The organism is Acidovorax sp., from assembly GCF_034519795.1.
GTDB lineage: Bacteria > Pseudomonadota > Gammaproteobacteria > Burkholderiales > Burkholderiaceae_C > Acidovorax.
The window spans coordinates 152504-171841 of the sequence record NZ_JAXHOB010000008.1 but is presented as its reverse complement, the minus strand read 5'-3'; the positions used below and the strand labels follow the sequence as shown (position 1 = coordinate 171841).

Annotated in this window: 23 protein-coding genes; 14 read left to right on the top strand and 9 right to left on the bottom strand. The window is 68.7% G+C overall.

Annotated elements, in window-relative coordinates; all coding sequences use genetic code 11:
* Positions 1–69: 69 nt before the first annotated feature.
* Together uvrC and U5N23_RS09080 are read right to left on the bottom strand one after the other, a co-directional pair.
* Positions 70–2142 carry an excinuclease ABC subunit UvrC gene (gene uvrC / locus U5N23_RS09085; protein WP_322592488.1) on the bottom strand — a complete coding sequence of 691 codons (2073 nt, stop codon included), beginning with the start codon at positions 2140–2142 and terminating at the stop codon, positions 70–72.
* 46 nt (positions 2143–2188) lie between these two features.
* A complete protein-coding gene (locus U5N23_RS09080; protein ID WP_322592487.1) occupies positions 2189–3148 on the bottom strand; it encodes a LysR family transcriptional regulator in 960 nt (319 codons plus the stop codon).
* Between the two features lie 125 nt (positions 3149–3273).
* Here U5N23_RS09080 and wrbA point away from each other — a divergent pair, with 125 nt between their 5' ends.
* Genes wrbA through U5N23_RS09065 form a run of 3 tightly spaced genes read left to right on the top strand, consistent with a single transcriptional unit; the run spans position 3274 to position 5604 of the window.
* Positions 3274–3900 (top strand): NAD(P)H:quinone oxidoreductase, encoded by a 627-nt coding sequence (gene wrbA / locus U5N23_RS09075; protein WP_322592486.1) that lies wholly within the window; start codon positions 3274–3276, stop codon positions 3898–3900.
* Positions 3900–5102 carry a CynX/NimT family MFS transporter gene (locus tag U5N23_RS09070; RefSeq protein WP_322592485.1) on the top strand — a complete coding sequence of 401 codons (1203 nt, stop codon included), beginning with the start codon at positions 3900–3902 and terminating at the stop codon, positions 5100–5102. The genes wrbA and U5N23_RS09070 overlap by 1 nt, the downstream gene beginning before the upstream one ends.
* Positions 5103–5148: 46 nt before the next feature.
* Positions 5149–5604, top strand: coding sequence for a DUF4279 domain-containing protein (locus U5N23_RS09065; protein ID WP_322592484.1), 456 nt, complete (start codon positions 5149–5151; stop codon positions 5602–5604).
* Positions 5605–5637: 33 nt separating this feature from the next.
* Here the strand turns inward: U5N23_RS09065 and U5N23_RS09060 are convergent, their stop codons facing one another.
* Complete coding sequence (locus tag U5N23_RS09060; RefSeq protein ID WP_322592483.1) at positions 5638–6348, bottom strand: alpha/beta hydrolase; 711 nt, start codon at positions 6346–6348, stop codon at positions 5638–5640.
* Positions 6349–6437: 89 nt separating this feature from the next.
* Between U5N23_RS09060 and U5N23_RS09055 the strand changes: the two genes are divergently transcribed.
* On the top strand, positions 6438–6884 hold the full coding sequence (locus tag U5N23_RS09055) for a GNAT family N-acetyltransferase (protein ID WP_322592482.1): 447 nt from the start codon (positions 6438–6440) through the stop codon (positions 6882–6884).
* Positions 6885–7035: 151 nt separating this feature from the next.
* Here U5N23_RS09055 and U5N23_RS09050 read toward each other — a convergent pair whose 3' ends face one another.
* Positions 7036–7344 (bottom strand): hypothetical protein, encoded by a 309-nt coding sequence (locus U5N23_RS09050; protein WP_322592481.1) that lies wholly within the window; start codon positions 7342–7344, stop codon positions 7036–7038.
* A 122-nt stretch (positions 7345–7466) separates the two neighbouring features.
* On the opposite strand from U5N23_RS09050, the gene U5N23_RS09045 reads away from it, so the two are divergent.
* Both U5N23_RS09045 and U5N23_RS09040 read left to right on the top strand, forming a co-directional pair.
* Positions 7467–7652 (top strand): hypothetical protein, encoded by a 186-nt coding sequence (locus U5N23_RS09045; RefSeq protein WP_322592480.1) that lies wholly within the window; start codon positions 7467–7469, stop codon positions 7650–7652.
* An 82-nt stretch (positions 7653–7734) separates the two neighbouring features.
* The gene (locus U5N23_RS09040) at positions 7735–8253 is read left to right on the top strand and encodes a tetratricopeptide repeat protein (RefSeq protein WP_322592479.1); all 519 of its coding nucleotides are present in this window, start codon (positions 7735–7737) and stop codon (positions 8251–8253) included.
* Between the two features lie 69 nt (positions 8254–8322).
* On the opposite strand, the gene U5N23_RS09035 is transcribed toward U5N23_RS09040, so the two are convergent.
* Complete coding sequence (locus tag U5N23_RS09035; RefSeq protein ID WP_322592478.1) at positions 8323–9246, bottom strand: sigma-70 family RNA polymerase sigma factor; 924 nt, start codon at positions 9244–9246, stop codon at positions 8323–8325.
* 63 nt (positions 9247–9309) lie between these two features.
* Here U5N23_RS09035 and U5N23_RS09030 point away from each other — a divergent pair, with 63 nt between their 5' ends.
* From U5N23_RS09030 to U5N23_RS09015, 4 genes are all read left to right on the top strand, one after another.
* Entirely contained in the window at positions 9310–9915 is a 606-nt protein-coding gene (locus U5N23_RS09030) for an ATP-dependent Clp protease proteolytic subunit (RefSeq protein WP_322592477.1), read from the top strand.
* A 214-nt stretch (positions 9916–10129) separates the two neighbouring features.
* A complete protein-coding gene (locus tag U5N23_RS09025) occupies positions 10130–10765 on the top strand; it encodes a hypothetical protein (RefSeq protein ID WP_322592476.1) in 636 nt (211 codons plus the stop codon).
* A 76-nt stretch (positions 10766–10841) separates the two neighbouring features.
* Positions 10842–11879: an RNA polymerase subunit sigma-70 gene (locus U5N23_RS09020; protein ID WP_322592475.1), complete on the top strand. Its 1038-nt coding sequence runs from the start codon at positions 10842–10844 to the stop codon at positions 11877–11879.
* A gap of 105 nt (positions 11880–11984) precedes the next feature.
* Entirely contained in the window at positions 11985–12584 is a 600-nt protein-coding gene (locus U5N23_RS09015) for a dihydrofolate reductase family protein (protein ID WP_322592474.1), read from the top strand.
* A 55-nt stretch (positions 12585–12639) separates the two neighbouring features.
* Here U5N23_RS09015 and U5N23_RS09010 read toward each other — a convergent pair whose 3' ends face one another.
* A complete protein-coding gene (locus U5N23_RS09010; RefSeq protein WP_322592473.1) occupies positions 12640–13044 on the bottom strand; it encodes a VOC family protein in 405 nt (134 codons plus the stop codon).
* 612 nt (positions 13045–13656) lie between these two features.
* On the opposite strand from U5N23_RS09010, the gene U5N23_RS09005 reads away from it, so the two are divergent.
* The 4 genes from U5N23_RS09005 to U5N23_RS08990 all read left to right on the top strand — a co-directional run bounded on the left by U5N23_RS09005 (position 13657) and on the right by U5N23_RS08990 (position 16539).
* Positions 13657–14301: an NMCC_0638 family (lipo)protein gene (locus U5N23_RS09005; protein WP_322592472.1), complete on the top strand. Its 645-nt coding sequence runs from the start codon at positions 13657–13659 to the stop codon at positions 14299–14301.
* Positions 14302–14407: 106 nt separating this feature from the next.
* Complete coding sequence (locus U5N23_RS09000) at positions 14408–15013, top strand: hypothetical protein (RefSeq protein ID WP_322592471.1); 606 nt, start codon at positions 14408–14410, stop codon at positions 15011–15013.
* A 35-nt stretch (positions 15014–15048) separates the two neighbouring features.
* Positions 15049–15591, top strand: a complete 543-nt coding sequence (locus U5N23_RS08995; protein ID WP_322592470.1) for a hypothetical protein — start codon at positions 15049–15051, stop codon at positions 15589–15591.
* A 57-nt stretch (positions 15592–15648) separates the two neighbouring features.
* Positions 15649–16539, top strand: a complete 891-nt coding sequence (locus U5N23_RS08990) for a DUF3626 domain-containing protein (RefSeq protein ID WP_322592469.1) — start codon at positions 15649–15651, stop codon at positions 16537–16539.
* Between the two features lie 15 nt (positions 16540–16554).
* Here the strand turns inward: U5N23_RS08990 and U5N23_RS08985 are convergent, their stop codons facing one another.
* From U5N23_RS08985 to U5N23_RS08975, 3 genes are all read right to left on the bottom strand, one after another.
* Entirely contained in the window at positions 16555–16980 is a 426-nt protein-coding gene (locus U5N23_RS08985) for a DUF2845 domain-containing protein (RefSeq protein ID WP_322592468.1), read from the bottom strand.
* A gap of 144 nt (positions 16981–17124) precedes the next feature.
* A complete protein-coding gene (locus U5N23_RS08980; protein WP_322592467.1) occupies positions 17125–18111 on the bottom strand; it encodes a tripartite tricarboxylate transporter substrate binding protein in 987 nt (328 codons plus the stop codon).
* A 187-nt stretch (positions 18112–18298) separates the two neighbouring features.
* Complete coding sequence (locus tag U5N23_RS08975; RefSeq protein ID WP_322592466.1) at positions 18299–19294, bottom strand: tripartite tricarboxylate transporter substrate binding protein; 996 nt, start codon at positions 19292–19294, stop codon at positions 18299–18301.
* Between the last annotated feature and the right edge of the window lie 44 nt (positions 19295–19338).

Genomic DNA, 19338 nt, shown 5'->3' with positions numbered 1-19338 from the left:
CATCACTGGTGATACCCCCCGGCCCCGGAATGGTGCCCCGCGCCGAAGCTGCCGACAACTCCGTCCAACTCAGCGCAGCGCGCGGTATATCTCTTCCGCCAGGTCGTGCGAGATGCCGTCCACCGTCGCCAGGTCTTCCACGCTCGCGCTGGCCACGCCGCGCACGCCGCCAAAGCGCTGCAGCAGGCGCGCGCGCTTCTTGGGGCCCACGCCGGGGATCTCTTCGAGCTGGCCGCCGCCCACGCGCACCTTGGCGCGCGCGGCGCGCATGCCGGTGATGGCGAAGCGGTGCGCCTCGTCGCGGATCTGCGCCACCAGCATCAGCGCGGCCGAGTCCTTGCCCAGGTAGACCTTCTCGCGGCCATCGGCAAACACCAGTTCTTCGAGGCCCACCTTGCGGCCCTCGCCCTTTTCCACGCCGACGATGCGCGTCAGGTCCAGCCCCAGGGCGGTGAAGACCTCGCGCGCCACGCCCACCTGGCCCTTGCCGCCGTCGATCAGCACCAGGTCGGGCAAGCGCGCCACGCCCTTGGGCTTGACCGCCCCCTCGGCGTTGCCGGTATCCGGCGGCGGCGCGGCGGCAAAGTCGATGCCGCCGGCCTCGCGCGCGGCCTCCACCACCTTGCTGTAGCGGCGCGTGAGCACCTGGCGCATGGCGGCATAGTCGTCGCCGCCGGTGATGCCCTCGATCTTGTAGCGGCGGTACTCGCTGCTCTGCATCTTGTGGTGGTGGAACACCACGCACGAGGCCTGGGTCGATTCACCCGCCGTGTGCGAGATGTCGAAGCACTCGATGGTCAGCTGGTCCAGGTCCTCGGGCGGCAGGTCCAGCGCCTCGGCCAGGGCCCGGGTGCGCGCCTGCTGCGAGCCCTCTTCGGCCAGCAGGCGGGCCAGTTGCAGGTCGGCGTTCTTCTGCGCCATGTCCAGCCAGGCGCGGCGCTGCTCGCGCGGCTGGTGGATGGCATTCACGCGCACACCGGTCTGCTCCGACAGGGCCTCCATCAGCGCCTTGTCCACCGGCTCGCTGCACACCAGCACCGGCGGCACGGGCACGCCGATGTAGTGCTGGGCGATGAAGGCTTCGAGCACCAGCGCCTCGACGCGGCGCTTGCGCGCCGACGCGGTGGGCGTGGCCGGGGCGCCCTCGCCTGCGGCTGCGGCTGCGGCTGCCGCTGGCATAGTGGGCACCACGGCGTCTTCTTCCTCTTCATGGATGGCCGCGGCGTCCTCCACATGCACCGGAAAGTACGGCCGGTCGCCCAGGTGCCGCCCGCCGCGCACCATGGCGAGGTTCACGCAGGCGCGGCCGCCCTGCACGCGCACGGCCAGAATGTCCACGTCCTTGTCGTCCGTGGTCTCGATGGACTGCTGGTGCAGCACGCGCGACAGCGCCTGCATCTGGTTGCGCACGTCGGCCGCCTGCTCGAATTCCAGCTTGTCCGAGTGCGCCATCATGCGCACCTCCATGGCCTTGAGCACCTCCTGCGTCTCGCCGCGCAGCAGCGCCTCGGCGTGCTGCACGTCGGCGGCGTACGCCTCGGGCGAGACCAGGTCCACGCACGGGCCCGAGCAGCGCTTGATCTGGAACAACAGGCAGGGGCGCGTGCGGTTGGCGAACACCGTGTCCTCACAGGTGCGCAGGCGAAACACTTTTTGCAGCAGTTGGATCGACTCCTTCACCGCCCAGGCGCTCGGGTACGGCCCGAAGTAGCTGTGCTTCTTGTCCACCGAGCCCCGGTAGTACGCCATGCGCGGAAACACCTGCGAGGGCGAACCCTGCCCCACTGGTGCGCCGGTGATCTTGAGGTAAGGGTAGCTCTTGTCGTCGCGGAACAGGATGTTGAACTTCGGGTTCTGCGTCTTGATCAGGTTGTTTTCAAGCAGCAGCGCCTCGGCCTCGGAGCGCACCACCGTGGTCTCCATGCGCGCGATCTTGCCCACCATGTGGCCGATGCGCGTGCCGCCATGGTTCTTGGTGAAATAACTCGACACCCGGCGCTTCAAGTGCCGCGCCTTGCCCACGTAGAGCAGCGCGCCCTGGGCGTCGAAATAGCGGTACACGCCCGGCAGCGGCGGCAGCGCGGCCACCTGGGCCAGCAGTTCTTCGGAATGGACTCGCAGTGCTTCTTCGTCTTCGGACATGGGGGCTATTGTCATGGCAATGCAAAGCGCCTTGCGCGGTGTGCACTCATCGGGGCCTGGGCCGGGCCTTGGCAGCCGGGCCCGTGCCGGGCCCCCGTGCGGCAGCCCCCGCCAGCCGGTGCAGCACCTCCCGCAACGCCATCGCCGCCACACCCAAAGCCTGGTCCGTGCGCCAGGCCAGGTAGGTCGGCATCTGCGCCACGCCCTGCGGGCCCAGGGCGGCGGCGGGCAGGGGCAGCAACTGCCTTTCGGCCAGCTCGCGCTCCACCGCCCATTGCGGCAGGCGGCCCCAGCCCACGCCGGCGAGGATCAGGGCACGCTTGGCGTCCTGGGTGCCCACGCGCAGGGTCTGGGGCGAGAGCACGCCGAAGTCGCGCCCCTGGGACAGATCGCTCGGGTCCTGCAGCACGATCTGCAGGTGGTCGGCAAGGTCCGCGCCCGTGAGGGCCTTGCCACGAAGCCGCGCCAGGGGATGGCTGGCAGCGGCCACCGCCACGATGGGCACGGACTGCAGGGCCTCGGTCTCGATGCGCGGGTCGCGAAAATCCTCGCCCGCCATGATGGCCAGGTCGCAGTGCCCGTCGCGCAGCGCCTGCAGCGTGCCGCCCAGCGCTGCGGTGGCCAGGCGCAGCCGCACCGAGGGCAAGGCCGCGCGCAGCTCGCCCAGCGCTGCAGCCGCCAGGGGCAGCGGGTAGAGCGTGTCCACCATCAGCGCCAGCTCGGTCTCCACCCCCTCCCCCAGGCCGCGGGCACGCGCGCGCAGAAAGTCCACCTTGAGCAGCACGGCGCGCGCGTCCTCCAGCAGGGCGGCGCCCGCCGCCGTGAGCGTGGGGCGGTGGCCACTGCGGTCGAACACGGCCACGCCCAACTGGCTCTCCAGGTTGGCGATGGCGTGGCTCACGGCCGATTGCGCCCGCAGCAGCCGCGCAGCCCCGGCGCGAAAGCTGCCGGCCTCGGCCACGGTGACGAACATGCGGATCTGGTCGAGGGTGAGGGCGTCGAGCATGGAGGGCCTTGTTATTGATCTGTTTCATCGATCAAGATGGCCTGAATTTTATGGCTTCCGTAGATCAACCCATGTGCCGATACTTGGCTCCATCCCGACCCCAGAAGAAAGACGTTGGCACCCCCATGACCCAGGTTCTCGTTCTCTACTATTCGTCCTACGGCCACATCGCATCCATGGCCACCGCCGTGGCCGAGGGCGTGCGCAGCCTGGGCAGCGGCACCGAGGCCGTGGTCAAGCGCGTGCCCGAACTGGTGCCCGAGCATGTGGCGGCCAAGGCCGGCTACCAGACTGCGCCGGATGTGCCCGTGGCCACCGTGGCCGAGCTGGCCAGCTACGACGCCATCGTCATCGGCACCCCCACGCGCTTTGGCAGCATGGCGGCGCAGATGAAGAACTTCCTCGACCAGGCGGGCGGCCTGTGGGCGCGCGATGCGCTGGTGGGAAAAGTCGGCAGTGTCTTCACCTCCACCGGCAGCCAGCATGGCGGGCAGGAGTCCACCATCCTCTCCACGCACACGGTGCTGCTGCACCTGGGCATGGTGATCGTGGGGCTGCCCTATACCTTCAAGGGCCAGTTGCGCATGGACGAGATCACCGGCGGCTCGCCCTACGGCGCCAGCACCCTGGCCGACGATGGCCACGGCGGCGACCGCCAGCCCAGCGCCAACGAGCTCGACGCCGCCCGCTACCAGGGCATGCACGTGGCGCGCATCGCCCGGGCGCTCGGGTTTGCGCAGGGGGTGGCGTGATGCCCGGGAGTGCACCGCCAACCCCCTCAGCATCCACCCCACCGCCCACCGACTGGCGCGCCGTGGCGGTGGTGGTGGCCGCCGGGGTGGCCTCGTCCTTCCACCTGGGCAAGGTGGCCATTGCGGCACCGCAACTGCAGTCCGGCCTGGGGCTCAGCCTGGCCATGCTGGGCGCGCTGGGCGGCACCTTTGCCCTGCTGGGTGCCGTCGGCGGCGTGCTCGCGGGGTCGGTGGTGGCGCGTGCAGGTGCACGCCGCATGCTCGTGCTGGGCCTGGTGGCCACGGGGCTGGGCACGCTGCTCGCCGTGCCGTCCGCCAGCTATGCAGTGCTGCTCGCCTCGCGCGTGGTGGAGGGGCTGGGCTTTGTGCTCATCACCGTGGCCGGGCCCACCGTGCTCGCGCGCCAGGTGCAGGCCGCCGACCGCAGCCGCGCCATGGCGCTGTGGAGCTGCTTCATGCCCACCGGCATCGCACTGGCCATGCTCACCGGGCCGTGGTTCGGCGGCTGGCGCAGCCTATGGATGGCGGCGGCGCTGGCCTCGGGCCTCATCGCGGCGCTGGTGCTGTGGGCCGTGCCGCGCGATACACCCGCCCACCACGAGGCCCACGGCACCGCGCCATCCGCACGCCTGGCCCAGGTGTGGCGCGGCCCCGCACTGGCGCTGGCCACCAGCTTCCTGCTCTACAGCCTCATGTTCTTTGCCCTGTTCAGCTTTCTGCCCGTGCTGCTGCAGCAGCGCATGCAGGTGGACGCCAGCACGGTGGGCCTGCTCGCCGCACTGGCCAGCGCGGCCAACATCGCGGGCAACCTGGCCGCCGGCGCGCTGCTGCCCCGGCTGGGCCGCACGGTGCTGGGCACGGCCGCCGCGGCCGCGATGGGGCTGTGCGCCCTGGGCATCTTTGTGCCGGTGCTTCCCCCGTGGGCCGCCTTTGCGCTGTGCCTGGTGTTCTCGGCCATGGGCGGGCTGGTGCCGGCCAGCCTGCTGTCGTCGGTACCCCAGGTCAGCGCGACGCCCGCCCACGCCGCGCTGGCCGTGGGCCTGCTCATGCAGGGCAGCAACCTGGGCCAGGCGCTGGGGCCACTGCTGGTGGGCAATGCGGTGGACCGCCATGGCTGGCCGGCGGCGGCGGTGTGCGTGGTGGTGGCGGCGCTGGCGATGGCGGGCGCGGTGCGCTGGCGGGTGGGTGTTGAGGGCTCTTGAACAGCCAGCCCGTACCATAGCGCCCACAGCCCCACCCAAACCTGCCATGAACGGCAGGCACCTTCAAATCATTCCGGTCTACACACTCAACATGGGTCCCGTTCATCGCTCTGTTGCCACGCTCCGATTCATCGGGGACGACCTTGATCCTGATGAGATAACAGCGTTACTGCGTTCCCTACCGACACAGGCCTACCGCATGGGCGAGCAAATCATGGGTAGCAACGGTAGGATTCGCATTGCCAGAACCGGTAGCTGGCGGCTGCATGCCACCGAGAGCAAGCCGCAAGACTTGAATGCCCAAATCGCTGAACTCCTTGATCCGCTTACCTCGGACCTGCATATCTGGGCCCATCTCAAAAGCAGATACCAACTCGATCTGTTCTGCGGAATTTTCTTGAACAGTTCAAACGAAGGGCTGTGCCTGTCTCCTCAATCGCTGCGTGCGTTGGGGGAGCGGGGCATAGAACTCGACCTGGACATTTACAGCGCAGACGACTGAGTCCGCCCCCGACGTTCGCGCGCGACAGTCCCCTCAGCCACGCCCGATCAGGGTGGCCAGCACCCGCTGCGCCACGCGGGCAAACTCCACCGGCCGGTCCTTGAGCCAGGCATGCAGATGGTGGCCCGCGCCATCGAGCCGCAGCACCTCCACGCTCCGGGCCTTGCGGGCGCGCCGGGTGTACTGGTCCTCCACCTGCCGAGGGATCACTGCATCCTCGGCGCCCAACACCAGCAGCAAGCGCCCCTCGAAGCGTTCGAGCGCATCGAATGCGGGCGAGGCCGCAAAGTCGCTCGTCGCGCGGATCACCTGCTGGAAAGCGGGCCCGAAGGGCACCTCCAATGCCGCAGCTTCGTAGGCGGCCGGGCAGTACAGCACCAGTGCGGGCGGGGCCAGGGCCTCGATCAAGGAGCATGCGATATGCCCGCCCATGCTCGAAGCAATCAGCGACACGGGCCGGGGCATCTGGAGGAAGTCCACCACCGCCAGGGCCTGCTGCGCCCGGTCGCGCAGGCCCGAATGAGCCATGCTGCCCGTGCTCTCGCCCTGTCCCGCAAAGTCGAACGCAACGCTGGCGTGGCCGCGCGCAGCCAGAAAGTCCAGCAAGGGCTGGTACCCCAGGCGCGACGAGGCGCCACCGCCATGCAGGGCCAGGGTGCGTGGCGCGCTGTGGGATGGGCTCTGGGTGGTGGTTCCGTGCAGTTGCACGCCGCGAAAGGGAAGCTGGAAATGAGAACGCACCATGGCTGCTTTCAGGTAGGGCCGGATGATGGCACGCCCCAGCCGCTACAGTGGACCAGCCGACCGACCCCGGCCTGCCTGGAGCCCACACGATGATCGCCCGCCGCGCTATCGCATCCGACATGGACGCCGTGCTCGCCCTGTACCGCGAGCTGCGGCCGCACGACCCGCCACTGCCCCCCGGCCGGGCCCTGGAGCTGTGGAACAACGTCCACGACAGCCCCCATTCCTTCATTGTGGTGTGCGAGCACGAAGGCCAGGTAGGCGCGATGTGCATGCTGGCCCTCGTGGCCAACCTCGCCAGCGCAGGCCGACCCATCGGCTTCATCGAGCACGTGGTCACCGCATCGGCCGCGCGGCGCCTGGGGCTGGCCGAGGCATGTCTGGCGTTTGCCGTGGGCGAGGCCTGGAGCCTTGGGTGCTGCAAGGTCGTGCTGCTGTCGGGCGCACAGCGCCCGCAGGCGCACCGCCTCTACGAAAAGCTGGGGTTCGACGGGGATACGGAGCGAGGCTTTGTGATCAAGCGGCCGCAGCCGTGATGGGAGACATCCGAGGACGTGGTCGCTCCATCACGTGCCCTCTTCGAGCATCTCCCGCACCACAGGCCCACTGCTCGCCAAGACCGAAACACACTCCTGGTAGCCCGCAATCAGAAACTCGCGCAAAGCGAGTTCGGGCTGGTTATAGAAATCAGCGCGCGTGGCTTCCAGGTCCAGCCCCCCCCCCGGCCCGCACCTCGAATAGCCATGTTGTCTGCAGCACCGAGGGGTCAGCGCCGAGCCACATGCCAGCCAGATTCAGCTCATCCAGAACCCTGTGCCCGGCATCGTCTGTGAACTCCAAGCACGCCCGACGACCCGACATCTCGGAAACCACATCGATCACCGTAGCGCCTGTAACGCCCCAGCGCAGGCCCACCACCCTCATCGCGTCGTCATTGAAGGGCACGGCAATGGGATGCAGATCGACCGCGCGCAGGCCTGATGAAGAGTTCGTCATGGCGCGCAGCTTACAGAAAGCGGCACCCAGCGAAGCGCTTTAGTGTTTTACCGACCAAACATCGACACAAGTTGACCCCGTTCAGCACAGGATGTGCGCAGCGACCCGCCACTGGACTGGACATGGCCGCACTGGCAGAAGTGGCGGTGACCGTAGGCACAGTGATGGTATGTGCTAACGGGGCCATCGCCTCGATGGACCTCAACCCCGTGCTGGTGGGCGCGGTGGACGAATGGGCGGTGCTGGTGGAGCGGGGCGAACACGCCGGCGCGGCCCCCCCGCAGCCAGCGCAGGCACATCCAGCCTGACCGGGGCGGGCAAGACCCGCCTTACAGGCGCGCACTGGTAGCATGGCGGCACCTTCCCCCGTGCAGACCCTGGAGCGCCGCGATGATCGATCAAGCCCGTGCATCATGTCTCGCAAGCGAGGCTTTCGATCTATGGCAGTCCGGCAAGGGAGCAGAGGCCGTCCCACTCTACGAGCTGAGCCTCGCCCTGGCAGACCCCAGCCACTACCGTTTGCCGGACTACCACGGTGAGCTTGCGTCCGTGCTGTCGGAACTGGGCCGCTTCCCGCAAGCCCGCAGCCAGCTGGAGCAGTCTTTGCGGGTTACGCAGGACCAGGGTGCTGCAGAGGGCAGCATCGGTGTGGTCATCGCGCGGTATTTCCTGGCCGATCACCTGCTGGGCCAGCAGCAGCCGCAAGAGGCGCTGCAAGTGATCGAACCCTCCCTGGTCGAGGGGATGAAGTCCGAATGGCTGCTGCGCCTTGCCAAGGCGACAGCGCTGCATGCACTGGGTCGCATCGATGAAGCCCGCCAGGAAGCGGCTACCGCACTGGAGACCGCGCCGTCCAGCCAGAAACGGGAAGAACTCGCCAAGTTGCTGGCCACTCTCCAGTTGCCGTAGTTGCGGCAACGGCGGCCGCCTGCCCAACGTCCTCGAGAGGACAGGTGATCGACGTCTCTGCCGGGGCGGCTACACCGCCACGGATTCCAGATCCCGCTCGCCCACCGAGCGCACCCCCAGCGGCAACACGCACAGCCTGACGCCATCGAGCGTGAGCACCAGGCCGAGCTGCCCGCCCACCTGCACGACGCCGCAGGTGGTGGTGGCAGCTGCGGTGGCCGGATGCGCCCCAGCCAGGACGGCCACGCCCGATGCCGACAGGGTCCGCACCACCGCACGCACCGGCGGCTGCCCCAGCATGGCCCACAGCGCCTGCGGGTCGCGCAGCTGCAGCGACTGCAGGTACACGCGAAACGTGGCTTCTTCGTTCTCGCGCAGGTCGGGATGCACCAGGGGCTCTGCAGTGACATCGCCATCGGCTTGCGCCTCCCGCAGCCGCAGCCGCAGCAGCGCGCGCCGCAGTTGCTGGCGGCTGCCGGCCTCGGTCTTGCCGCCGGCCTGGGCCAGTTCGGCGTGGCTGGCCTCGAACACCTCGTACAGCAGCACCGCAGCGCCGTCGGCAGGCGCCAGCCGTGCCGCCAGCACGCGCAGGGCGTGCCTGGCCTGCTGCGCCAGCGCCACCTCGGACTCGGCAGAGGGCGAAGACACCCGCTGCATGCCGCCATCATCGCGGTTGGCCACTTCGGCCAGCCACTGCTGCATCCACTGGCGCCGCCGCAGCCGGTCGATGGCCAGGTTGCGCACCACCGTGTGCAGCCAGGCCTGCGCCGCGTTCAGTTCGGACGTATCGGCACCGGACTCCAGCGCGCGCACCAGAGCGTCCTGCACCGCGTCCTCGGCCTCGGCCGCGCCCAGCAGGCGCGCTGCGGCGCGCACCAGGCTGCGGCGGGCGGCATGGTCGGTCAGGGGCGGAAGCAGGGAGGATGAGAGGCGGTCATCGTGCATGCCGGCCATCTTGCCATGGTGGGGTAGATCCTGCAGGACCCGCGTCACGAAACCCGGGCCTCGTTCGTCAAGGCAGTTCAGTTCACCCATCTCCACCGAAGGACCCATTTCATGCACCACGCCGCAGACGACACCCCGCCCCCACCCTCCAGCGCCACCGAGCCGCGCACCTCCTACCTGGAGGAAAAGGCCTTCAAGGCGCGCACCCTGCTGATCTTCGGCACCGTGACCGACGTGACCGCGGCTGACGTCACGCGCCGCCTCATCGCGCTCGACGCTGAAGGGCCCGAGCCCATCGACATCCTCGTCAGCTCGCCCGGCGGCCACCTCGAATCGGGCGACGCCATCCACGACGTGGTGCGCTTCATCGCCGCGCCGGTGAACATGATCGGCACCGGCTGGGTCGGCAGCGCCGCCACCCACCTGTACCTGGCGGCCCCGCGCGAGCGGCGCTTCTGCCTGCCCAATACGCGCTTTCTGATCCACCAGCCGAGCGGCGGCGCCGGGGGCCCGGCGAGCGACATCGCCATCCAGGCCATCGAGATCGTCAAGGCGCGCGAGCGCATCGCCCGTACCATTGCGCGCGAAACCGGCAAGCCGCTGGAGCTGGTGCTGACCGACATCGAGCGCGACCGCTGGCTGTCGGCCCAGGAGGCCGTGGAATACGGCCTGGTGTCGCGGATCATCGAGCGCAAGACCGAGCTGCGGGGAGTGTGAGAGGCCAAGGCGCAAGGTGGAAGGCAAATCTGGATGAAGGGGCGTCCACCCTTCCTTGCCTGCCCGCCTGGCCCCCGGCGGGGCCGGTGGCTTCGCCGCTGGCAACCGCCGCGCGGTGCCGCCAGCCGGGCACCGCAGCGCTGCACCCCACCGAACCGGCACAAGCTGTATGCTCTGCGGGTTCATCCCCCTCCCCTCTTCCATCCAGGCCCGCATGTCAACAGCCCTCATCGTGGTTCTCTTGATCTTCGCGACCATCGCGGCCTGCAGCGCGCTCGCCTGGAAGCTGTACGAGCTCAACGAAGCGTCGGCCTTCACGCGGCAGCGCTACGAGCAGCATGTGAAGCAGTTGAGCGCCGCGCTGCAGGCCTCCGAGGCCAAGCTGGCCCAGCTGCGGGAGGTTTTCGAAGCACCGACGGGGGTCGCCGCCCGGGTGGGCGCACAGCGCGAGCTGGCGACGGCCATCCAGACCTACGCGCCGCACCTGCCCAGCAGGTACCGGCACACCCTGAGCACCCTGCAGGCGAACGAGAAGTTCTTTCTCAGCATCCACAAGGCACTGCCCGATTTCTTTTCTGACGCGGTCAAGACGCGCCTGTCCAAGCACAAGCCCATCAGCGACACCTTCTTCGCAGTGGACAAAAGTGATCTGATTGCCGAGGCCGGTGTGCTGCTGCTGCGCGCCAAGGATGTGCTCAGCTCCACGGACGCGCCCCCCAGCCTGGACCTGGGCGCCAAGCACATCGTGGCAGCGATCACGCAAGGCATCCAGATCGGCGCCAAGCGCAGCCCCAAGCTGGCAGAAATCGTGGACGCCTGGAGCGTATCGCTGGAAGCCGACGCGGCCTGAGAGGCTGAGAGGCTGAGAGGCTGAGAACCGCGCTACAAGGCGCCATCCGTGCGCCGTCCGTGCGCCAGAATGCGCCATGCCGCAGCCCACGCCGCCAGACCCTAACGCCGAAGTCGAGTGCCTGTCGCGCGCGCAGGCCGGAGACACTGCCGCCTTCGACCGCCTGATGGCCCCGCACCGCCGCCAGTTGCACGCCCATTGCTACCGCATGCTGGGCTCTCCCTTCGATGCCGACGACGCGCTGCAGGAGACGCTGCTTGCCGCCTGGCGTGGCCTGGCCGGCTTTGAGGCGCGCAGCGCCCTGGGCACCTGGCTCTACCGCATCGCCACGCATGTGTGCCTGCGCATGGTTTCGCAGCGCCCGCGGCGCATCACCTCGCCCGAGCATGGCGCGCCGCTGCAGGCCACGGCCGAGCTGGGCGAGCCGGTGGCGGGCCCGGTGTGGCTCGAACCCTTGCCCGACGAGGAATGGGCCAGTGCAACCAGCCCCGAAGACCCGGCCAGCACGCTGCAACGCCGCGAGCACGTGGCGCTGGCCTTTGTCGCCGCGCTGCAGCACCTGCCCGGCACCCAGCGCGCCGTGCTGCTGCTGCGCGAGGTGCTGGAGTACTCGGCGGCCGAAACGGCAGCGATGCTCGGCACCTCGGTCGCATCGGTCAACAGCGCGCTGCAGCGCGCACAGAAAACGGTGAAGGAGCGCATGCCCGCGGCGCACGCGCAACAGCACCCGCCGCTCGGTGGGCAGCAGGCGCGCGACGAGTTGCTCGCGCGCTTCGTGCGCGCCTGGGAGCAGCGCGACATCGCCGCCATGGCAAGCCTGCTGGCCGAAGACGCGCGCTTCACCATGCCGCCGCTGCCGGCCTGGTTCGACGGCCGCCGCTTCGCGCTGATGTTCTTTGCCGAGCGCGTGTTCCAGACGCCCTGGCGCCTGCAGCCCCTGCACGGCAACGGCCAGGCCGGCTTTGCCTGCTACCTGCAGCAGGCCGGCGACGAGCATTTTCGCCCCGGTGGGGTGGTGCTGCTGCGCCTGCGCAGTGGCCTGATCGGGTCCATCGACAGCTTCATCGACCCGGCGGTCTGCCGCCGCTTCGGCATGCCGGATGTGCTTTTGTAAAAAAGCGCAGCCGGACCGATGAGTTGGCCACTCGGACCGTCTCCAAAGAGATGACACGCCCCGGATGTGCCGGCGGCGTGGCTCAGCCCACTGGAGATACCTTGCATGGCCCAACTCATCGTCAGCATCCTCAGCTCACTGGACGGCTACTGCGCCGGCCCCGGCGGCACACTCGCCGGCCTGCCCATGGCGGGCGCCTTCGACGTCCACAACCTCGACTGCATGCGCCGCGCCGGCACCCTGCTCTTCGGCGCCACCACCTACCCCATGTTCGAGGGCTACTGGCCCCACGTGGACCGCAGCCCCGGCAGCGACCCGGTGCAGCGCGAGATCGCCGAGCGCGTGGCGGCCGCCCGCAAGCTGCTCGTCAGCGACCACCTGGCCCTGCGCCCCGGCGCGCCCTGGGCCGACAGCACCACGGTGGTCCCCCGCGCCCAGGCCCATGCGCACATCCGCCAGCTCAAGGCCGTGCCCGGCTCCGACCTGCTGGTCTTCGGCAGCCACCTGCTCTACTGCGACCTGCTGGCGCACGGCCTGGTCGATGATTTGCACCTGCTGCTGGCCCCCGTGCTGCTGGGCGGGCTGGATGGGTGCGTGCCCACCTTTGAGCCGGGGTTGGCGCATCAGTGGGCGCTGAGGGGCCAGCGCCGGCTGCCAGGGTCGGACATCGTGGCGCTGCACTACGACTGCAGGCCCGGCGGCTGAATTCCGCGCCGCCATGCCCCATCGCACACAGGGCGCAGGACATTTCGGCACCTACCTATGCAGCGGAATCTTCATTGCAAAAAAGCGCAATCTTGTTGCCCACCGGGTCCCGGAGATACGCGACAAAGAAGTTCTTGCTGTACGCGGCGCGAAAGCCGGGTGCGCCTTCATCGGTGCCACCCGCGGCAATAGCAGCCGCGTGCACCCGCCGCACGCTGTCGTGCGAGCCGGTGCGAAACGCCGCCATCGACCCGTTGCCCACCGTCGCGGGCCTGCCATCGAACGGCGGCTTGACGTAGACTACGCAGGGGCCGCCGGCATGGGTGGCATGGTCGGGCAGCGTGAACGCCAGGCCCTCGCTGTCGACCTGCTTGCGGTAGCCCAGCGGCTCCAGCAGGGCGGCGTAAAAGCGCTCGGACGCGTGCAGGTCGTTGGCGCCCAGGGTGATGTAGCTCAGCATGGCGGTAGGAATCCAAAGTGTGTCAACAAGGGAGATCGGCCTGGCGCACACGCCTGCAGACGCGCGCATTTTCAGTTCAGCAGAAACCGCTCGCGCCAGAACGCCTGAGCCTTGGCGCATTGCATTGTCCACCCTGCACACCACGGTCGCCATGCGCGGGCAGTGGATGCCATGGCGCATTCAGGGCGCAGGCGCACATCACCCCGCACATCACCCATTTGGGGGCTCTTCAGCAGCGCCCGGCACTCCTAGAATCGCAAGCAAAAGAAAGAGCGGGAAACCTGGGAGAAGAAGCGCAGGCGACCACGTGCTGGCAGGCAACTGCCGGCCCGTTGGCCGCAGTAACGTGACAGCAATGGCACGGCACCGGGCGCAGCTACAAAAAAGCACATCCAATCCACCGGCAGCAATGCCGGTGGATTTTTTGTTGGGGATGCGGCCACCAGCCTCCTCGTCCCATCGTGCGGTAGCGGGGGTACCACCTGCCCCCGCCGGCAGGGCCGGCCTGCGTGCTTTGGCACAATGGCGGGTTCTGAGCCGGCCCTGCGGCAACCCGCCGCCGCGCTCCTGCTGTCCCCTCCCCTGCACGCAAGATCCCGGATCCAGCCACCCATGATGAAAAAGCACGCCGTCTTCCCAGCCCGCGCCCTGCTTGCGGCAACTGCCGCTGTGCTCGCGCTGTCTGCCCAGGCCTACGCGCAGAGCCCAGCCAAGCCCGCTGCGCCAACCACCCCCACCCCCAACGCCGCAGGCAGCGGGCCCTCCGCAGGCGCGAGCACGCCCGTCCAGCAGGCCGAAGCGTTTGCCAACATCTTCGCCACCACCTGCGCCAAGTACGCGTCCAGCCTGGGCGCATTGCGCACCAAGCTGGCGCCGCTGCCCACCATGCCGGCCGACAAGGCCGCGTACTTCCTGCAGGGCCAGCCCGGCAAGGTCTGGCCGGTGCCGGACCCGCATGGCAGCTTCGTGGTCGCCATCCCCGATGGCCAGAACCTGTGCGCCGTGTATGCGCGGCGGGTGGGCGTGCCACAGAGCGTGGCCTGGTTCAAGAAGCTGGCGAACGAGGCCCCCGCGCCCATGGTCGCGCGCCAGGTGCAGGATTCGAAATCCGCCAGCCCCCTGAACGGCACGGCCCACACCATTGCCTATGAGTGGGCAGCACCCGACGCCACCAAGCGCGTGCTGTACAGCCTGACCACGTCGGAATCGCCCACGGCCGACCTGCAGGGGCTGGCCAGCGTGACCTACGCGCCCTGACGGGTCCCGCCAGCGGTACGCAGGTGACCCCAGGCAACACCACCCCCTGCCCGCACTGCGGCGCCAGCACCATCGCCTTCACCCCGGCCGAGGGGACTTCGAGGCCGTGGTGCGCGCGCTCGCCAATGGCTCCAAAACCCTGGCCGCGGGCGAGTTCAAGTGGTTTGCACAGTGCACCGACGCCGAGGCCACGGCCTGGGTGGCGCACCTGCTGCGCTGCGCCCACGCCTGGCCGCAGGCCGAAACCGATGAAGCCATGCTGGCGCAGGTGGAAGCCGCCTTTGCCGGCGTGGACAAGCCCGAGCACTTCACCGACCGCAGCCACTGCGACGAGTGCCGCGAGCACGACGACACGCTGCGTGCCCGCACGCGCGACACCTTGCGCCGCAGTGATCTGGGCAACGCGGGCTGGGACCCGATCACGTTTTCGAGTGCGGACGGCATAGGCTACTTCTTCCCCGCCCTGGCCCGCTTCGCGCTGCTGCCCGACGTCTGGCCCGACCACAGCTGGTATGCCGGGCAACTGCTCTCGCACCTGGCCTGGGATGGCCAGGACAACCGGTTCCTGGTTTGGTGCTCGCCCCTGCAGCGCCGCGCCGTGCATGCGCTGCTTGCGCACGTGGCGGCAACGCGCAAGGAAGCGGTGGCACAGCACGCCTGCCTGGATGACCTGCAGGCAGCGTTGGCGGTATGGCAGGCGCCAACCGGGTAGACGCCACCTACAGGCACCAGCAAGGACTGCAACCCATGGCCGACACGCCCACCATCCAGTTCAACCGGCGCGTTGCCGCGCTCTCGGTCATCGGTCTTGTGGCAGGCTGCAGTACAGTGGAACCCCGCAGCGCGTCCCCGGCGCAGGGCATGCGCATCCCCTGGCAGAACCTGCTGCCAGCCTACCCCGTGACAAGGCTGTGGCCCTGGGCGGAGTACGTGGCACGCAACGAAACCGAGTGGGAGGCCATATGGCAGGCAGCCCACCGCATGGACCCAAGCGATGAAGGTGTCCCACGCGACGGCCGTCCGGATGTAGACTTTGAACGCTACATGGTGGTTGGCATCACCCGCGGGTTGGGCAAGGACGGCTCCTACGGCCTGTACTTCGGCCAGATGATCGAGTGGCCGCATGAGATCGAGGTCCGCTTCGTGCATACCAACCCCGATGAAAACACCAAGTCGCCAATGGAGCCGTCCAACGAGGGCGCGCACATGCCGGCCATCACCTTCCTCGCCAGATGGGCGCTGCTGCCCCAGAGCGGCAAGCCTGTGCGCTTTGTACGGCTGCGCCCCTGAGCGACTCGCAGCCGATCCGTGCAAGCCCCCCAAAGCGGGCCTGGGTAGGATGTATGCATGGTGCACCACACGCCACCGCATGGCGGTCTGTCCCCCGGCTCCCCGCAAGACCACGCCCTGCGGCAGGTCGGCGCACGCAGCAGCAGCGGCGAAGGTCAGCCGCTCGATGTCGCCGCACGCATCACCCTGCAGTTCCACCCCGACCGCTGGCACCAGGGCCGGCCATTGCTGCAGGCCCTGCTGGACGACGGCTGCTACAAATCCCAGTTCGAAACCCGCACCAGCAACGGCGGACTGACCGCGCACGAAGGCGGCGACCGGTGGCAGTGGGAGAGCCGCATCTTCGGCGGTGCCTACGATGGTGGGCCCCCTTCAGAGCGGCCCAAGTACGGCGCCCTGAATTTTCGGGCACGGCCCACGGGCGCGGCGCCCCGGTTCGGCTCGTCGTACTTGCGCCTCCAACCCAAGGTGCTGCAACGCGCCACGTTCTGCTACCCCGACAGCGTGTTCGAACCGCAGCACTTCGGCACGGCAGCCCAGGCCGCGCAACTCCTTGCACTGGCCGAAGCAGACAGCCAACCCGATCCGCTCGACCACTACATCGAAGCCCATGTCCACGGCCCCGTGCTGCTGGCGCGTGATGTGGAGGCCCTGGTGCTGGACCCGTGCTTTCGCGGAACTCATCTAGAGGAGTTGGCGCACCGACTGCCCTGCCAGGTGGAATGGCATGCGGGCTTTCGGCTGGAGGTTAAGACCCTGCGCCGCCACGCGGACTACCGGAGTCCAGACATCGTCGCGCTGGGAGTGCAGATCGCCCGAAACGGTGTGCTGACGCCGGCTACCATCGGCGACGCCGTAGCGTCAGGGGACCACGATCCGCAGGCGCTCAAGAAGGTGTGGCATTGCGTGGCGCGCTTTGGCGACCTGTCGCAGATACAGGGAACGTGATGTACGGGGAGCGACTCACGGCACCCTGTCGCCATCGCGTATCTGCGCCACCAACCCGTTCTGCAGCCGCACCACCGACATGAAGTTGCCCGGGCCACGGTGGTAGGTCCACTCGTCGACATATTCGCATGTCTCCGTCACATACTGGCGCGGCGCCTCACGGGGGTGCAAGGGCACGGACCACACCACGCGCGGGATGCGGATACACACCGTGTCGGTGGCAAACGGCTGGCCGCACTTCATCACCAGGCTGGCGCGCGAATCGCCCACGCCCACCAGCAGGCCGCCGCAGCCCAGGCCCTGGGCAAGGGCTTCCTTCACGGGGGTCAGGGTGCCGGCGATGGCAATGGCAGCCAGGGCGATGAACCCGGCGCCGCGCGCACACAGGCGCGATAGAAACGCGAGGGCATGGCCGGCGGGTGGTGCTGGGGGTTGCGGCATGGTCGTTTGGATGCGAAACAGGTTTGAAAGTTTTACGCGGACAGACCACGCCCATGACAAAGGCCCGCACGAGGCGGGCCCTTCTGGCGCTTGCGGCCTGCATGCTCAACGGCTGAGCGCGCAGGCCGGTTGACCCCCCGGCCTTTACTCGGCCTCGATCTTGGACGTCTTCACCACCGTCGCCCAGTTCGCCAGCTCCACCTTGGCCTTCTCACCCAGCTGCTGCGGCGTCTGGTAGTCGGCGGTGGCGCCCTGCTCCTGGGCCTTCTGCTTGAAGGCGGGGCTCTGCACCACGGTGCGGATGTCGGCCGCGAGCTTGTCGATCACGGGCTTGGGCACGGCGGCCGGGGCGAACACGGCGAACCAGGAGGTGGCATCCACCTTGGGGTAGCCGGCTTCGGCGGTGGTGGGCGCATCGGGCAGGCTGGGCAGGCGCTCCTTGCCGGTCACGGCCAGCACGCGCAGCTTGCCGGCGGCGATGTGGGGCATGAAGGGCGGCGCGGTGCCGAAGGTCAGGTCCACCTGGCCGCCCAGCAGGTCCTGCAGCGCGGGGCCGGTGCCCTTGTAGGGCACGTGCACCATCTTCACGCCGCCCTGCTGCTCCAGCATGGCGCCGGTCACATGCTGCAAGGATCCATTGCCCGACGAGGCGTAGTTGAGCTTGCCGGGGTTGGCCTTGGCGTAGGCAATCAGCTCGGCCAGGGTCTTCACCGGCAGGTCGTTGCGCACCACGATGATCTGCGGGGCCGAGATCACGTTGGCCACGGGCTGGAAGTCGCTCTGCTCCCATTGCTTTTGCTTGGTGAGGTGGGGCGAGATGACGTGGTAGCCCGAGTACTGCATGAGCAGGGTGTAGCCATCGGGCTCGGCGCGCTTGACGGCGCTGGCCGCGATGGCGCCGTTGCCGCCGCCCTTGTTGTCGGCCACCACCGACTGGCCCAGCACCGGGCCCAGCGCCTGCGCCAGCATGCGCGCCGACAGGTCGGTGGTGCCGCCTGCGGCCGTGGGCACGACCAGGGTGACGGGCTTGGCGGGGTAGGCGCTGCTGCCCTGGGCAAAGGCGCTGCCTCCCAGGCTGGCGGCCAGTGCGGCCACGGCCAGAAGGGTGAATTGTTTGCGGGTCGTTGTCATGAAGGATGTGTCTCCGTTGTCTCAGTTGTTGATGGGTTGAAAAATGGGTTCGCAGCGGTCGAAAACACAGGGCCCAAGCCAGCGACCGCCGCGCAAGGGCCGCCCCGCCGCGCTGGCGGTGTCCCCCTTCCCGAATGGCGTAGCCATTCGAGAGAAGGGGGAAGGCGCGAAGCGACTCAGGGGGATGTCAATCTACTTTCGCGCCTGTGTCCTGCACCACCTTGTGCCAGCGCGCCAGGTCGTCCTTGACCAGCGTGCCCAGTTGCGCGGATGTGCCCTTGAAAGGCTCGCAGCCCACGGCCGCCAGCTTGTCGACCACGGCCTTGCTGTCCAGCGCCTTGGCCACTTCGGCCTGCAGCAGGGCGACCACGGCGGGCGGCGTGCCGGCGGGGGCGAACATGCCGTACCAGGGCGTCTGGCCAAAGCCCTTGAGGGTTTCGCCCATGGTGGGCGCATCGGGCAGCGCGGCCACGCGCTTTTCGTTGACGACTCCCAGCACCTTGAGCTTGCCGGCCTGGATGAAGGCGATCGACGACGGCAGGCTCTGCACCGACAGCGGCACCTGCCCGCCCACCACGTCGGTGGCGGCTGCCGCCGAGCCCTTGTAGGGGATGTGCTGCAGCTCGATGCCGGCGGCCTTTTGCAGCATCTCGCCGATCAGGTGGTTGAGCGTGCCGTTGCCGGCCGAGGCGATTGCGTACTTGCCCGGGTTGGCCTTGGCCACGGCGATCAGCTCCGCCATGTTCTTGGCCGGAAAGGACGGGTGCGCCACCAGCACATAACCCGCCGTGGCCAGCGGCGCCACAGGCTCGAAGTCCTTCACCGGGTCGAAGCCGGTGCTCTTGTACAGCCAGGGGTTGATGACCTGGGCGCTGTCCGCCGTCACCAGCAGGGTGTAGCCGTCGGCCCGGGTTTTGGCGGTGTAGGCCGTGCCCACGTTGCCGCCCGCGCCAGGCCGGTTCTCCACCACCACCGACTGGCCCAACTGCTCGCCGAGCTTTTGCGCCAGCACGCGCGCAATCGCATCGTTGGCACCGCCCGCGGCCTGGGGCACGACCACGGTGATGGGCTTGCCGGGGAACTTGCCCGTGTCCTGCGCAGTGGCAGTGAATGCCGCCCCGCACAGCAGCGCGGCAAGCAGCAGCCTGCGCGGCCTGTGCAATGGGGTTCTCGAATCGATCATGGGTTTGTCTCCTGTCGTCTTATTGGAATGAATGAACCAGAACA